The sequence below is a fragment of the Pseudomonas sp. SH10-3B genome, assembly GCF_019891415.1.
In the GTDB taxonomy this organism is placed as follows: Bacteria; Pseudomonadota; Gammaproteobacteria; order Pseudomonadales; family Pseudomonadaceae; genus Aquipseudomonas.
Genome location: NZ_JAFLXD010000077.1, coordinates 1 through 14498 on the forward strand (window position 1 = coordinate 1; position 14498 = coordinate 14498).

Sequence of the window (14498 nt, forward strand, 5' to 3'; positions counted from 1 at the left end):
CGTGGGTAACCCGGCAGGACGCCGGGTTAGCCGCGCTGGGCCAAGGATGGCCCATCGCGGCGGCCCACGCTCCAAAGCCTTCGTTCGGGCACACCGAGCCTAGGCGAGGTGCCGAGTGTTGGGGCGAGGACCTTTTGGTTACTTTTGGGTCCCTCCAAAAGTGACCCGCTGTAAGAGCGGAACCCTAAGTAGCCGTTACCGAAGAAACGGATATGTACTCAGTACCACCCCACACCTCCCCTCACCCCCCACTCATATTCATAAACCGCACCACCTGCACCTCCCCCTCCCCACTGAAATCATGCCGCAACGGCTTGTCCTTCAACCCCCTGTGCAACGCCTCGACCAACGGCCCATCCTCCAACGGATAGCGCCGTAACAAAGCGCGAAAATCCAGCGCCTCCTCCTGCCCCAGGCACAACAGCAACTGCCCTTCCACCGTCATCCGTACCCGATTACAACTGCCACAAAAATTATGCGAATTAGGCGAAATAAACCCCACCCGCGTCCCAGGATGCGCCGCCAACCGCACATACCGCGCTGGCCCTCCGCTGTTCTCGGTGCTGTCGATCAACCCATGCTCACGGGCAATCACCGCCCGTACTTCATCGCTGGCGCAGAAGGTCTCCCCCCGCGACCGCCCCACGTCGCCCAGGGGCATTTCCTCGATAAAACTGATGTCGACACCCTGGTCAATGGCATACCGCACCAACGCCGGGACCTCGTCAAAATTGCGCCCCTTCATCACCACGCAGTTGAGCTTGACCCGCTCGAACCCCGCCTCCCGCGCGGCCTCGATACCGTCCAGCACCTGGCGCAGATCACCGTTGCGGGTAATCCCACGAAAGCGCGACGCATCCAGGCTATCGAGGCTGATGTTCATGCGCTTGACCCCCGCCTCCACCAACGGCCGCGCCAGTCGCGCCAACTGCGAGCCATTGCTGGTCATCACCAGTTCACGCAAGCCCGGCAGCGCCGCGATGTTGCGGCACAGCCCGACAATGCCCGGGCGAATCAGCGGCTCGCCGCCAGTCAGGCGGATCTTGCGCACGCCCTGCCCCACAAACAGCGCGGCCAGGCGTTGCAGTTCTTCCAGGGTCAACACCTGCTGGCGCGGCAGGAATGTCATGTTTTTCGCCATGCAGTACACACAGCGAAAATCGCAACGGTCGGTCACCGACAAGCGCAGGTAATCGATCGAACGGCCCACCCCATCCACCAGGCTCATGTCACTGCACCAACGGTGAGTCGGCGCCCTGCAGCGCGATGCCGCGGATGTCCGCTGCGCCGATCAGGGTTTGCAGGTACTGCACCAATGCCTTCTGCCACACCCCTTGCTGCAACTGGGTGCGAATCGCCACGGCCACCGCTTCATACGGCAACGGCTGGCCTTCGATACGCTGGTCGACGCTGATCACGTGCCAGCCGTAACGGCTCTCCAGCGGCTTGGCGGCCAGGCCCGGGGCCAGGGTGAACAACTGGCGCTCCAGCTCGGGCACGGTCTGGCCTTTGCTCACCTGGCCCAGCGAACCGCCCTGGGCCTTGGACGGGCAGGCCGAGTACTTGAGCGCCAGTTCGGCAAATTGGCCCGGTTGGTCTTCCAGGCTCAGCAGCAGGACTTCGGCCTGGGTGCGCGCCAGGTGGCGCGCCTCGGCGTCGTCCGGCGCGCATTCAAGCAGAATGTGCCGCGCCGCCAGCAACGGCGCGCTGTGAAAGCGCCCACGGTTGTTCTCGAAGTAGCGCACGCAAGTAGCCTCGTCACAGTCGGGCACTGTGACCTCGCGCTCCAGCAACAAGCGCGTAGCGGCTTCCTCTTCGTTCTCTCCAGCGGCGATCTCCACCGCCAGGCCCAGCTCGGCGATCCGTTGTTGCAACAGCTCGCGGATCACCAGCGCGCGGGCGGCCAGGTACACCGCTTCCTCACGGCTGTCGGCCGGGTGGTATTGCAACTCCAGGGCCATGGCCTCGGGGGTGACCGCCACGCCGTTGACGCTGATGATCGGCCATTCCTGTTCACTGCTGGCGATCAACTCCGGCGCCTTGATCTCCTCGAAAGAAGCCTGGGCCACCACCGGTTCTTTGGCCGACGAGCCGCAACCACCGCTGCCGCCGTTACCGCCACCACATCCGCATCCTGTAGTCATGACGTTCTCCTCAGTACTTCTGCCGCACGATTTGATAACGACGCCCCAGGTACCAGATCGGCGCGCTGACCATGTGCACCAAGCGGGTAAACGGGAACAGCACGAACAGGGTCAAGCCCAGCGCCACGTGGGCCTTGTAGATCAGCGACACCGGCGCAATCGACTCGGCCGCTTCCACCGGCCGCAACAGCACCACGTTCTGCGCCCAGTCGGCGAGCATCACCATCACCGAGCCGTCCATATGCCCGGTGGAGGCGACGATGGTCAGCAAGCCCAGCAGCAACTGCGCGAGCAGCACCAACAGGATCAGGATGTCCGACGGACTCGACGTAGCTCGCACACGCGGATCGCCCAGGCGACGCTTGACCAGCATCAGCAGGCCCACCAGGCACAGCAGGCCGAAGAAGCCGCCCGAGACCATCGCCAGCAACTGCTTGTTCTCAGTGCTGATCACATGGTGGTAAACCGACGCCGGGGTCAGCAGGCCGACAAAATGCCCGGCCAGCACGAACAGCACGCCGATATGGAAGAAGTTGCTCGCCACGCGCATGCCCCGGTTGTTGAGCATCTGGCTGGAACCGGCCTTCCAGGTGTACTGCGACAGGTCGAACCGCGCCCAACTGCCCAACAGGCAGATCGCCAGGGCCACATAGGGGTACACCCCGAATACCAGCAAATTCCACTTAGACATTACCCACCTCCCCGGCGGGCGCTGTGGCCCGGCCTTCTTGCTGAAAATCCACCCAATGCAACGGCACCGCGCTTTCTTCGCGGGCCTTGCCGGGGGCGCTTGGCATCGAGCTGCAGCGGTCCTGCTGCTCAGCCTGCATAAAGTCCACCGCTTCCTCTTCCCAGATTTTGTCCAGGGCTTCGAGGGAGTCGTCGCGCGGTTCGGCGGCGACCTGGGCACGCAGTTCGGCCACGGCCTGGTGCGGCTCGGCGCCGGCAATCTGCAACAGCGCACGGAAGCAACTCGCATAGCCGCTCTCACGCTCGTCCAGACGCGCAGCGAGCAAGGCCAACAGGTGCGCCACATCCGCCAGGCCCTCGCGGGCCTCGAGGTCTTCGCGGGTGGACAGGAACTCCAGGTACAGCGGGATATAGTCCGGCAGCTCCTTGACGCCGATGGCAAACCCGGCTTCTTCGTACTGGGCCATCATGTCGACCATGGCCTGGCCGCGGTCGCGGGACTCGCCGTGCACGTGTTCGAACAACAACAGCGACAGCGAACGCCCCCGGCCAAACAACGCGCCGTAGTGTTCCTGGCCGTCCATCAGGTCATTGGCGCAGATCAGTTCCAGCAGCTCAAACAACGCACCGCGCTGCTTGGGGCTGATTTCCCGTGCTTCAAGAATCGCCTGCTCCAGTTCATCGCGACCGTTCACCAGGGTTTCAGTGGGGTAGTCGAGCAGCAACGAAATCACTTTAAGAATGCGCATGGCTCAGTCCTCCCAGATCTGAACGGTTTTCAGCACGTCACGGCGGTTGGCCTTCTTGGCGCCGAACATGTTGGTGTCGGAGCTGCCGCTGCAACCGCTGCCGAAGCTGAAACCACAGCCGGAGCGTTCGGCGAACGCGTCGCTCATGGCGTCTTCACGGTGGGCGCTCGGTACCACGAAGCGGTCTTCGTAGTTGGCAATGGCCAGGTAGCGGTACATCTCTTCCACCTGTTCAACGCTCAGGCCGACGTCTTCGAGCACTTGCAGGTCCTGTACGCCATCGACTTGCTGGGAGCGTTTGTAGGCGCGCATCGCCAACAGGCGCTTGAGTGCACGCTTGACCGGTTTTTCATCGCCGGCGGTGAGCATATTCGCCAGGTAGCGCAGCGGAATACGCAGGCTGTCCACATCCGGGATCACCCCGTTCATGCCCACGGTGCCGGCCGCGGCGGCGTTCTGGATCGGTGACAGCGGCGGCACGTACCAGACCATCGGCAAGGTGCGGTATTCCGGGTGCAGCGGCAGTGCCAACTTCCAGTCGACGGCCATTTTGTACACCGGCGAACGCTGGGCCGAGTCGATCACCGACTGCGGCACGCCATCGGCCAGGGCCTGGCGAATCACCGCCGGGTCATTCGGGTCGAGGAAGATCTCCAGTTGCTTCTCGTACAGGTCCTGCTCGTTGGCGGTGCTGGCCACTTCGCTGATGCGGTCGGCGTCATACAGCAGCACACCGAGGTAGCGAATCCGCCCCACGCAGGTTTCGGCGCACACGGTCGGCATACCGGCTTCGATACGCGGGTAGCAGAAGATGCACTTCTCGGATTTGCCGCTCTTCCAGTTGAAGTAGATCTTCTTGTACGGGCAGCCGCTGATGCACATGCGCCAGCCCCGGCATTTCTCCTGGTCGATCAGCACGATGCCGTCTTCTTCACGCTTGTAGATCGCACCGCTCGGGCACGATGCCGCACACGCCGGGTTGAGGCAGTGCTCGCACAAGCGCGGCAGGTACATCATGAAGGTGTTTTCGTACTCGCCATAAATGTCGGCCTGGATCTGGTCGAAGTTCTTGTCCTTGCGGCGCTTGGCGAATTCGGTGCCGAGGATTTCCTCCCAGTTCGGGCCCCACTCGATCTTTTCCATGCGCTTGCCGGACACCAGCGAACGCGGGCGTGCGGTCGGCTGGTGCTCGCCCAATGGCGCGGTGTGCAAGTGCTGATAGTCGAAGTCGAACGGCTCGTAGTAGTCGTCCAGGCTTGGCAGGTCGGGGTTGGCGAAGATGTTCGCCAACACGCGGAACTTGCCGCCGATGCGTGGGTTGATCGAGCCGTTGGCGTTGCGCACCCAGCCGCCCTTCCACTTGTCCTGGTTCTCCCACTCCTTGGGGTAGCCGATGCCGGGCTTGGACTCGACGTTGTTGAACCAGGCGTATTCCATGCCTTCACGGCTGGTCCACACGTTTTTGCAGGTGATGGAACAGGTGTGGCAGCCGATGCATTTGTCCAGGTTGAGGACCATGCCGATCTGTGAGCGAATTTTCATCTCAGTTCTCCTCGATGTCAGTCGGCAATGGGCGCGGCAAATCATCACCGCTGGAGCCATCGAGCCAGTCGACCTTGGCCATCTTGCGCACCACGACAAACTCATCGCGGTTGCAACCGACCGTGCCGTAGTAGTTGAAACCGTAGGCCTGCTGGGCATAGCCGCCGATCATGTGGGTCGGCTTGAGCACCACGCGGGTCACCGAGTTGTGGTGGCCGCCACGGGTCTTGGTGGTTTCCGAACCCGGCACGTTCACGATGCGTTCCTGGGCGTGGTACATCATCACCATGCCTTCCTTGACGCGCTGGCTGACCACCGCACGGGCGGTCAATGCGCCATTGACGTTGAAGCATTCGATCCAGTCGTTGTCTTCGATGCCGGCGCGCTTGGCGTCGATCTCCGAGAGCCACACGATCGGTCCGCCACGGCTCAGGGTGAGCATCAGCAGGTTGTCGCTGTAGGTGCTGTGGATGCCCCACTTCTGGTGCGGGGTGATCCAGTTCAGCACGATCTCGGTCTCGCCATTGCTGCGCTTGCCCTTCACGCCTTCGATGGTGCGGGTGTTGACCGGTGGCCGGTAGCTCATCAGCTGCTCGCCGAACGCCTGCATCCACGGGTGATCCTGGTAGAACTGCTGGCGGCCGGTGATGGTGCGCCATGGGATGTTTTCATGGACATTGGTGTAGCCGGCGTTGTAGCTCACATGCTCGTCTTCCAGGCCTGACCAGGTCGGGCTGGAGATGATCTTGCGCGGCTGCGCCTGGATGTCGCGGAAGCGAATCGCTTCGTGGGCCTTGGAGATCGCCAGGTGGCTGTGGTCGATGCCAGTGAATTCCGACAGCGCGGCCCAGGCTTTCAAGGCGACCTTGCCGTTGGTTTCCGGGGCCAGGGACAGGATCACTTCGGCGGCGTCGATGGCCGTGTCGATTTTCGGCCGGCCGTGGCTGATGCCCGCAGCGCTTTCGTGATGGTTCAGCTCGCCGAGGAACTCGACTTCTTCATCGGTGTTCCAGTTGATGCCCTTGCCGCCGTTGCCGAGTTTTTCCAGCATCGGGCCCAGCGACGAGAACTGCTTGTAGATGTTCGGGTAGTCGCGTTCCACCACTGCCATGTTCGGCGCGTTCTTGCCTGGAACCGGCGCCACACCGGCGCTTTTCCAGTCGGTGCCGCCAAACGGCTGGGCCAGTTCGCCGACGCTGTCGTGCATCAACGGTACGGTGACCAGGTCTTGCTCCACGCCCAGGTGGCCGACCGACATGGCCGAGAACGCCTTGGCGATGCCCTTGTAGATTTCCCAGTCGGAACGCGACTCCCACGCCGGGTCGATGGCCGCCGACAACGGGTGAATGAACGGGTGCATGTCCGAGGTGTTCATGTCGTCTTTTTCGTACCAGGTGGCAGTCGGCAAGACGATGTCGGAATACACGCAAGTGGAGGACATGCGAAAGTCCAGGGTGGTCACCAGGTCAAGCTTGCCGATGGCGCCGTCTTCGACCCATTCGGCCTCAGTGGGCTTGCATTCGGTGCTGTGGCCGATGTCTTCGTTCATCACGCCGTTCTTGGTGCCCAACAGGTACTTGAGCATGTACTCATGGCCCTTGCCCGAGGAACCGAGCAGGTTGGAGCGCCAGATAAACATGTTGCGCGGAAAGTTCACCGGGCTGTCCGGCTGTTCGCAGGCGAAGCGCAGGCTGCCGTCCTGCCAGGATTTGACCACGTAGTCTTTCGGCGTCATGCCGGCGGCAGCCGCATCACGGCAAATGTGCAGCGGGTTGGTGTTGAGCTGTGGCGCACTCGGCAACCAGCCGGCGCGTTCGGCGCGGATGTTGTAGTCCAGGGCGTGTTCCGGGAATTGCGACTTGTCGGCCAGCGGCGAGAGCACGTCGTGCATGCTCATCTTCTCGTGGCGCCATTGCGAGCTGTGGCCGTAGAAGAAGCTGGTGCCGTTCATCTGGCGTGGCGGGCGGTTCCAGTCGAGGCCGAAGGCCAGGGGCAGCCAGCCGCATTGCGGGCGCAGCTTTTCCTGGCCGACGTAGTGGGCCCAGCCGCCGCCGGTCTGGCCGACGCAACCGCAGAGCATGAGCATATTGATCAGCCCGCGGTAGTTCATGTCCATGTGGTACCAGTGGTTCATCGCCGCGCCGACGATGATCATCGAACGGCCCTTGGTCTTGTCGGCGTTGTCGGCGAACTCACGGGCGATCTGGATGGCTTTCTCGCGGCTGACGCCGGTGATCGCTTCCTGCCACGCCGGGGTGCCCGGCACGCTGGCGTCGTCGTAATCCTTGGCCACGTTGTGGCCGCCCAGGCCACGGTCGATGGCCAGGTTGGCGGCGGACAAGTCGAACACCGTCGCCACTTTGGCCACGCTGCCGTCGGCCAGGGTCACGCTGTGCACCGGCACGCGGCGGAACTGCACGGCATCGCCAGCCACGTGCTGGAAGTGCTCGTGGGCTTCGCCGGCAAAATACGGGAAGGCCACTTCGGCGACGTCGTCACCGATCAGGCTGAGCTTGAGGTCGATGGCACGGCCTTCACCGCCCTCCTTCGCGAGGATGTTCCACTTGCCCTTCTCGCCCCAGCGGTAGCCGATGGACCCTTGTGGCGAGACCAACTCGCCGCTTTCGTCGAGGGCGATGGTTTTCCATTCCGGGTTGTTGTCCTGACCAAGGTTGCCGGTGAGGTCCGAGGCGCGCAGGAAGCGGTCGGGCTGGAAGCCGGCGCCAGGGGCGAACCCGGTCATCGGCTTGAGCATCACCAGCACCGGCAAGTCGGTAAAGCGTTTGGCGTAGTCGGTGAAGTAGGCGCTTGGTTTATCCAGGTGAAATTCCTTGAAGATCACATGGTTGAAGGCCTGGGCCAACGCGGCGTCGGTGCCCTGCTTGGGGTTGAGCCACAGGTCGGTAAGCTTGGCTACTTCCGAATAGTCCGGGGTGATAGCCACGGTCTTGGTGCCCTTGTAGCGCACCTCGGTGAAGAAGTGCGCGTCCGGGGTGCGGGTCTGCGGAACGTTGGAACCCCAGGCGATGATGTAGTTGGAGTTGTACCAGTCGGCCGATTCCGGCACGTCGGTCTGCTCGCCCCACACCATCGGCGAGGCCGGTGGCAGGTCGCAGTACCAATCGTAGAAGCTCAGGCACACGCCGCCGATCAGCGACAGGTAACGCGAACCCGCCGCGTAGCTGACCATCGACATGGCCGGGATCGGCGAGAAGCCGACGATGCGGTCAGGGCCGTATTGCTTGATGGTGTAGACGTTGGAGGCGGCGATGATCTCGTTGACCTCCTCCCAGTTCGAGCGAATGAAACCGCCCATGCCGCGTTTGCTCTTGTAGGAGTCGGCCTTGACCTTGTCCTCGACGATGCTCGCCCACGCCTCGACCGGCGACAGGGTCTGGCGCGCGTCACGCCACAGCTTGAGCAGCGGCTTGCGGATCTTCGGGTACTTGAGGCGGTTGGCGCTGTAGATGTACCAGCTGTAGCTGGCACCCCGTGGGCAGCCGCGCGGCTCATGGTTGGGCAGGTCGTTGCGGGTGCGCGGGTAGTCGGTCTGCTGGGTTTCCCAGGTGATCAGGCCGTTCTTCACGTAGATCTTCCACGAGCACGAGCCGGTGCAGTTCACGCCGTGGGTAGAGCGCACGATCTTGTCGTACTGCCAGCGCGAACGGTAGACGTTTTCCCAGTCGCGGGACTCCTTGCGGGTCTCGCCGTGACCGTCGGAGAATTCGTTTTGCTTACGGTTGAAGAACCGCAGTTGATCCAATAAGTGACTCATGATGCTTTCCTCATCAGGCGTGCCGTGGGGTGCGTTGCCCCGGCGAATTCGGGTCGATCAGCAGGGTGTGGCGCAGCCTTTGCGGGCGTACCACCACCAGGTCACGACGATGCAGCTCAGGTAAAAACCGACAAACATGTAGAAGGCCATCGCCGGGCTGCCGGTGGCGGCCATGGACGTGCCGAAGGACTTGGGAATGAAGAACGCACCGAAGGCGCCCATGGCCGAACTGAAGCCCAGCACGGCGGCGGATTCCTTGCCGGCATCCTTGATCGCCTGCTCGCGCTCGGCGGCGGATTTACCGGCACTGGCTTTCTCATGCTGGGTGCGGAAGATCACCGGGATCATGCGGAAGGTGGAGCCATTGCCGACGCCGGTGGTGATGAACAGCAGCATGAACATGCCGAGGAAACCGTAGAAGCTGCCGCCCTGCCCGTTCACCGGCAAAAAGTGCAGCACGCCGAACACCATCACGATCATCAGCACGAAGTTCCACAAGGTCACCCGTGCGCCGCCCATTTTGTCCGCCAGCCAGCCGCCGAGTGGGCGCACCAGGGCACCGACCAGTGGGCCGAGGAAGGCGAATTTCAGCGCCACCACGTCGGGGAACGAGGTCTTGATCAGCAGCGGGAACGCCGCCGAAAAGCCGATGAATGAGCCGAAGGTCGCCAGGTACAACCAGCACATCAGCCAGTTGTGCTTGCGCTTGAAGATCACCGCCTGCTCGCTGAACGAAGCACGGGCGCTGGACAGGTCATTCATGCCGAACCAGGCCGCCACGGTGACGGTGAGGATAAACGGCACCCAGATAAATCCGGCGTTCTGCAGCCAGAGTTGACTGCCATCCGGCAAGGTTTGCGGTTGACCGCCCACCAGGCCGAACACGCCGAACGTGATCACCAGCGGGACGCAGAACTGCATCACCGACACCCCCAGGTTGCCGAGGCCTGCGTTCAGACCCAGGGCCGTGCCTTGCTGCGACTTGGGGTAGAAGAAGCTGATGTTGGACATGCTCGAGGCGAAGTTGCCGCCGCCGAAACCGCACAGCAGCGCGATCAGTACAAACACGCTGTAGGGGGTGTTGGGGTCTTGCACCGCAAAGCCCATCCACAGCGACGGCAGCAGCAGCGACGCGGTGCTCAGGGCAGTCCAGCGGCGGCCGCCGAAGATCGGCACCATGAATGAGTAGAACACCCGCAAGGTGGCACCGGACAAGCCCGGCAACGCCGCCAGCCAGAACAGCTGGTCGGTGGTGAACATAAAGCCGATGGCGTTCAGGCGCACGATCACCGTGCTCCACACCATCCACACGGCGAAGGCCAGCAACAGCGCAGGGATCGAGATCCACAGGTTGCGGGTCGCGGTCTTCTTGCCGCTGGCGCCCCAGAACGCAGGGTCTTCAGGGCGCCAGTCGTGGATCACCGGCCCCGAGCCGGGCTTTTGCGCGATGGACATGTTCATTCTCCTTGGAGAGGTTGGGCGGTTTTGCCCAACAGCGGTTGCTTGCGTATTTCGCTGAAGTACATCCAGGTCAGGGACACCCAGACCACGCCGTACATCAACATGAAGCAGGACGAGCGCACGCCGGTGAGGTCCACCAGGGCGCCAAACAGGATCGGCAGCACAAAGCCGCCCAGGCCACCGGCCAGGCCGACGATGCCGGACACCGCGCCCATGTTCTGTGGGTAGTCATTGGCGATGTACTTGAACACCGAGGCCTTGCCGAACGCGAAGGCGATGCCCATCACAAACAACAGCACGGTGAACAGGGTGGCGTTGAGGCCGATGTGGAAATCCAGGGGACCGTTGACGGTCTGCACCTGCAATTGGGTCTGCGGGTAGCTGAGCAGGAACAGGCAGATCCAGCTCACCCACAGCACCCACCAGGTCACGCTCTGGGCGCCCCAGCGGTCGGACATCCAGCCGCCCACCGCACGCAGCACGCCGCCCGGCAGGGAGAAACACGCGGCCAGCAACGCGGCGCTTTGCAGGCTGAAGCCGTATTCCTGCACGTAGTACTTGGTCATCCACAGCGCCAGGGCCACATAGCCGCCGAACACAATCGAGTAGTACTGGCAGTAGCGCCACACGGCCGGGTCCTTCAGGCACAGCAACTGCTCGCGCAAAGTGGCGCCGTCGGCATTGCGGTGGGCCTTGTTCTCGCTGGTGAGAAACCAGAACAGCAGCGCAGTGATAAACAGGATCGCGCCGAACACCTTGGGCACCAGGTGCCAGGTGCCGAGGGCGATCAGCGCCGGGGCCAGAAACTTGGTGACGGCGGCGCCCGCGTTGCCGGCGCCGAACACGCCCATGGCAAAGCCCTGGTTTTCTTTGTCGAACCACTTGGCGACGTAGGCGATGCCCACCGAAAACGAACCGCCGGCCAGGCCGACGAACAGGCCCAGCACCAGGAACTGCCAATAGGCGGTGGCGTAGGTGATCAGGTACAGCGGCAGCACACAGGCGAGCATCAACAGGAAGAACACGATGCGCCCGCCGAAGCGGTCAGTCAGCAGGCCCAGGGGCAAGCGCACCAGGGAACCGGTCAACACCGGCGTGGCGGCCAGCAGGCCGAACTGGGTTTCGTTGAGTTGCAACAGCTCTTTGATGGGTACGCCCAACACGGCGAACATCATCCACACCATAAAGCAGACGGTGAAAGCCAGGGTGCTCATGCCCAGCACCAGGCCCTGTCTCATACGGGGTTGAGTCACGGTATGCGCTCCAGAAAGTGATTCCATGAGCGCAGGTTAGGGGCGACACCCCCGTGGAACTTGACCCAGATCAACGTCCGCCTGGGGGGTATGGAGCTATGCTGGCCCCGCATACCTCTAAGGAGGTAGTCCTAATAACAAGAGAAAGTCTTTATTTATCAATGGATTGGTCTCTTGTGCCGGTATTTTCCCGTGGGAGGGTTGGCCGGCAATTCTTTAGAGGTAGTGCGCCAGGGATTGCGGTTTTCAGCCCTTTTCCCTTTGCAGGTGCCGCCATGCAGGCTTCCATCCCCCTTCGTTTAAGCCGCCATGTTTAACTGGCTGCGCAGCTCCCTGCCCGCTCGCGCCGGTCTGGCGGTGATCCTGATCGCCATCCTCGCCCTCGCCAGTTCGCTGAGCGCCGGCTTGATCGCCTGGTTCAGCCAGGGCGACGCGGCCGCCATCAACACCGCCGGCTCGGTGCGCATGGAGACCTACCACCTCAGCTGGAAACTCGCCGCCGGTGCCCCTGCCGCCGAGATCGACGCCATCATCCACAGCCTGCAAGGACGCCTCGACAGCCAATCGCTCAAGGCGGTGCTCGAAGACGGTCCGCGCAGCGCCCTGCTCCAGAGCTACCAACAGATCCAGCAGCGCTGGAACGATGACCTGCACCCGGCCCTGGCTCGCGGCGACGCAGGGCTGTTCCAGGCCAGCGCGCCGGGTTTTGTCGATCAACTCAACCAGTTCGTCAGCCTGTTGCAGCAACAGAGCGAACAGAAACAAGGCTGGCAGCAGGGTATCCAGGGGCTGGCACTGTTCAGCACGCTGATCATCCTGCTGATCGGCCTGTATGAATTGCAGTACGGTGTGGTCAACCCCCTGGAAGAACTGGTGCACGCGACCCGACGCTTTCGTGACGGCGACTTCAAGACTCGGGTCAACCACCGCTCCGAAGACGAGCTGGGGCAACTGGCCCTGAGCTTCAACGCCATGGCCGAGACCATTGAAGAATCCCACCGCACCCTGGAGAGCCAGGTGCGGCAGAAAACCCTCAACCTGCAACAAGCCAACGCCGCCCTCGAACTGCTCTACCAGAGCAGCCGCAGCCTGGCCACGCGCCTGGCGAATGCCGAGGGCCTGGATGAACTGATCCGGCGCTTCCAGAAACGTCTGCCAGGGCTGCGCCTGTCGCTGTGCCTGCAAGGGCACTTCCTCGCACCGGCCCAGCAGATGCTGTCGCTGCACGAGAACGGCCGTAACGTCTGCGCCATCGGCGACTGCGCCTCCTGCCAGAAGATCCACGTCGCACTGCCCCAGGTGTTCAGCATCAGCAACCAGGGCGCGGAACTGGGTGAACTCAAGGCGCACTTCCTCGACGGCCATGCGCCCCAGGACTGGGAGAAACAGTTGATCCAGGCCCTGGCCAACCTGATCGGCACCTCGCTGTCGCTCAAGCGCCAGCGGGAGCAGGACCACCGCCTGCTGCTGCTCGACGAACGCACCATCATCGCCCGCGAACTGCACGACTCCCTGGCCCAGGCGCTGTCTTACATGAAGCTGCAAGTCAGCCGCATGCAAACCCTGATCCGCCGTGGCGAACCGGTGGAGACCCTGGCCACCGTCACCGCCGAACTGCGCGACGGCCTGAACAACGCCTACCGTCAACTGCGCGAATTACTCACGACCTTCCGCCTGCAAATCCACGATGCCGGGCTGGTGCAGGAGCTACAGGACACCGCCGAAGAGTTCTCCCAGCGCGGCGAATTCCAGGTGCACCTGCACGTGGACGCCCTGGCCTTCCAACTGTCGGCCAGCGAACAGATCCACTTGCTGCAGATCACCCGCGAAGCCCTCTCCAACTGCCTGCGCCATGCCCATGCGCAAAACGCCTGGCTGCAACTGCGCCAAGAGGGCGAGACCGTGAGCCTGAGCATCGAAGACGATGGCCGTGGTTTTTGCGAAGAGGTCGACAGACGTGAACACCACGGCCTGACCATCATGGACGAGCGCGCCCGCAGCCTGCACGGCCACCTCGACATCAGCCCCCGCGAGCCCCAGGGCACGCGGGTGCAACTGCGCTTTCACCCGGAGTTTCTCGGGCAACCCCTACAAGGCACCCACCCATGAACACAGCCAATCGCCACCGTATCCTGCTGGTCGACGACCACCCGATGATGCGCCACGGCATGCGCCAGATGCTTGAACTGGAAGACGACCTGCAAGTGGTCGGCGAAGCCGGCAACGGCCAGGAAGCCCTGGACCAGATCGACGCGCTGCAACCCGACCTGGTGCTGCTGGACAACAACATGCCGCACATGAACGGCCTCGAAACCCTGCGCCGCCTGCGCGCCATGAACTATGGCGGCAAGGTGTTGCTGTTTACCGTGTCCGACGCTGAAGACGATATTCGTGATGCGTTGCGGCTGGATGCCAATGGCTATCTGCTCAAGGACATGGAGCCGGAGTTGTTGATCCAGTACATCCGTGATGCGTTGCATGGCGCGTTGGTGATCAGCCCCGGCCTGACCCGCGTCCTGGCCCAGGCCCTGCGCTCGCCGCAACCGCATGCGGCGGTGGAGTTGACCGAGCGGGAACGGCAGGTGCTGAGGACGATTGCCAGTGGGCACAGTAATAAGGTGATCGGGCATAAGTTGGGGATTACCGAGGGGACGGTGAAGGTGCATGTGAAGAATTTGCTGCATAAGTTGGGGTTACGGTCGCGGGTGGAGGCGGCGGTTTGGGCGATGGAGCATTTGCGGCAGGCGGGGTGAGTTTGTTTGTGTACATATCCGTTGCTGCGGTAACGGCTGATATTGGTTCCGCCCTTACGGCGGGTCACTTTGGAAAAGCCCCAAAGTAACCAAAAGGCTCTTGCCCCACCACTCGGTACCTCGCCTAGGCT

General features: G+C 62.8%; 10 protein-coding genes. 2 read left to right on the forward strand and 8 right to left on the reverse strand.

Features of this window, described 5'->3' with window-relative positions; all coding sequences use genetic code 11:
* Positions 1-241: 241 nt before the first annotated feature.
* Genes moaA through J1G35_RS29380 form a run of 8 tightly spaced genes read right to left on the reverse strand, consistent with a single transcriptional unit; the run spans position 242 to position 11614 of the window.
* The gene (gene moaA / locus J1G35_RS29345) at positions 242-1228 is read right to left on the reverse strand and encodes a GTP 3',8-cyclase MoaA (RefSeq protein WP_223016736.1); all 987 of its coding nucleotides are present in this window, start codon (positions 1226-1228) and stop codon (positions 242-244) included.
* A gap of 1 nt (position 1229) precedes the next feature.
* Positions 1230-2144, reverse strand: coding sequence for a peptidylprolyl isomerase (locus J1G35_RS29350; protein WP_223016737.1), 915 nt, complete (start codon positions 2142-2144; stop codon positions 1230-1232).
* A 10-nt stretch (positions 2145-2154) separates the two neighbouring features.
* Complete coding sequence (gene narI / locus J1G35_RS29355) at positions 2155-2835, reverse strand: respiratory nitrate reductase subunit gamma (protein ID WP_065948144.1); 681 nt, start codon at positions 2833-2835, stop codon at positions 2155-2157.
* On the reverse strand, positions 2828-3583 hold the full coding sequence (gene narJ, locus J1G35_RS29360; protein WP_223016738.1) for a nitrate reductase molybdenum cofactor assembly chaperone: 756 nt from the start codon (positions 3581-3583) through the stop codon (positions 2828-2830). The genes narI and narJ overlap by 8 nt, the downstream gene beginning before the upstream one ends.
* Positions 3584-3586: 3 nt before the next feature.
* Entirely contained in the window at positions 3587-5125 is a 1539-nt protein-coding gene (narH, locus tag J1G35_RS29365; RefSeq protein ID WP_027607174.1) for a nitrate reductase subunit beta, read from the reverse strand.
* A 1-nt stretch (position 5126) separates the two neighbouring features.
* Positions 5127-8900 carry a nitrate reductase subunit alpha gene (locus J1G35_RS29370; RefSeq protein WP_223016739.1) on the reverse strand — a complete coding sequence of 1258 codons (3774 nt, stop codon included), beginning with the start codon at positions 8898-8900 and terminating at the stop codon, positions 5127-5129.
* Between the two features lie 57 nt (positions 8901-8957).
* On the reverse strand, positions 8958-10355 hold the full coding sequence (locus tag J1G35_RS29375) for a NarK family nitrate/nitrite MFS transporter (protein WP_053130235.1): 1398 nt from the start codon (positions 10353-10355) through the stop codon (positions 8958-8960).
* A 2-nt stretch (positions 10356-10357) separates the two neighbouring features.
* The gene (locus J1G35_RS29380) at positions 10358-11614 is read right to left on the reverse strand and encodes a nitrate/nitrite transporter (RefSeq protein ID WP_223016740.1); all 1257 of its coding nucleotides are present in this window, start codon (positions 11612-11614) and stop codon (positions 10358-10360) included.
* Positions 11615-11923: 309 nt separating this feature from the next.
* Between J1G35_RS29380 and J1G35_RS29385 the strand changes: the two genes are divergently transcribed.
* The gene (locus tag J1G35_RS29385; RefSeq protein ID WP_223016741.1) at positions 11924-13723 is read left to right on the forward strand and encodes a HAMP domain-containing protein; all 1800 of its coding nucleotides are present in this window, start codon (positions 11924-11926) and stop codon (positions 13721-13723) included.
* Positions 13720-14367 carry a two-component system response regulator NarL gene (gene narL / locus J1G35_RS29390; RefSeq protein WP_053130227.1) on the forward strand — a complete coding sequence of 216 codons (648 nt, stop codon included), beginning with the start codon at positions 13720-13722 and terminating at the stop codon, positions 14365-14367. Before J1G35_RS29385 ends, narL begins: the two co-directional genes overlap by 4 nt.
* The last annotated feature ends 131 nt before the right edge of the window (positions 14368-14498 follow it).

Bases quoted from the DNA above. Each gene is read 5' to 3' on its own strand.
- narI (WP_065948144.1), bottom strand. From the start codon at position 2,835: ATGTCTAAGTGGAATTTGCTGGTATTCGGGGTGTACCCCTATGTGGCC.
- J1G35_RS29350 (WP_223016737.1), bottom strand. From the start codon at position 2,144: ATGACTACAGGATGCGGATGTGGTGGCGGTAACGGCGGCAGCGGTGGT.
- J1G35_RS29370 (WP_223016739.1), bottom strand. From the start codon at position 8,900: ATGAGTCACTTATTGGATCAACTGCGGTTCTTCAACCGTAAGCAAAAC.
- narJ (WP_223016738.1), bottom strand. From the start codon at position 3,583: ATGCGCATTCTTAAAGTGATTTCGTTGCTGCTCGACTACCCCACTGAA.
- J1G35_RS29375 (WP_053130235.1), bottom strand. From the start codon at position 10,355: ATGTCCATCGCGCAAAAGCCCGGCTCGGGGCCGGTGATCCACGACTGG.
- narH (WP_027607174.1), bottom strand. From the start codon at position 5,125: ATGAAAATTCGCTCACAGATCGGCATGGTCCTCAACCTGGACAAATGC.
- narL (WP_053130227.1), top strand. From the start codon at position 13,720: ATGAACACAGCCAATCGCCACCGTATCCTGCTGGTCGACGACCACCCG.
- moaA (WP_223016736.1), bottom strand. From the start codon at position 1,228: ATGAGCCTGGTGGATGGGGTGGGCCGTTCGATCGATTACCTGCGCTTG.
- J1G35_RS29385 (WP_223016741.1), top strand. From the start codon at position 11,924: ATGTTTAACTGGCTGCGCAGCTCCCTGCCCGCTCGCGCCGGTCTGGCG.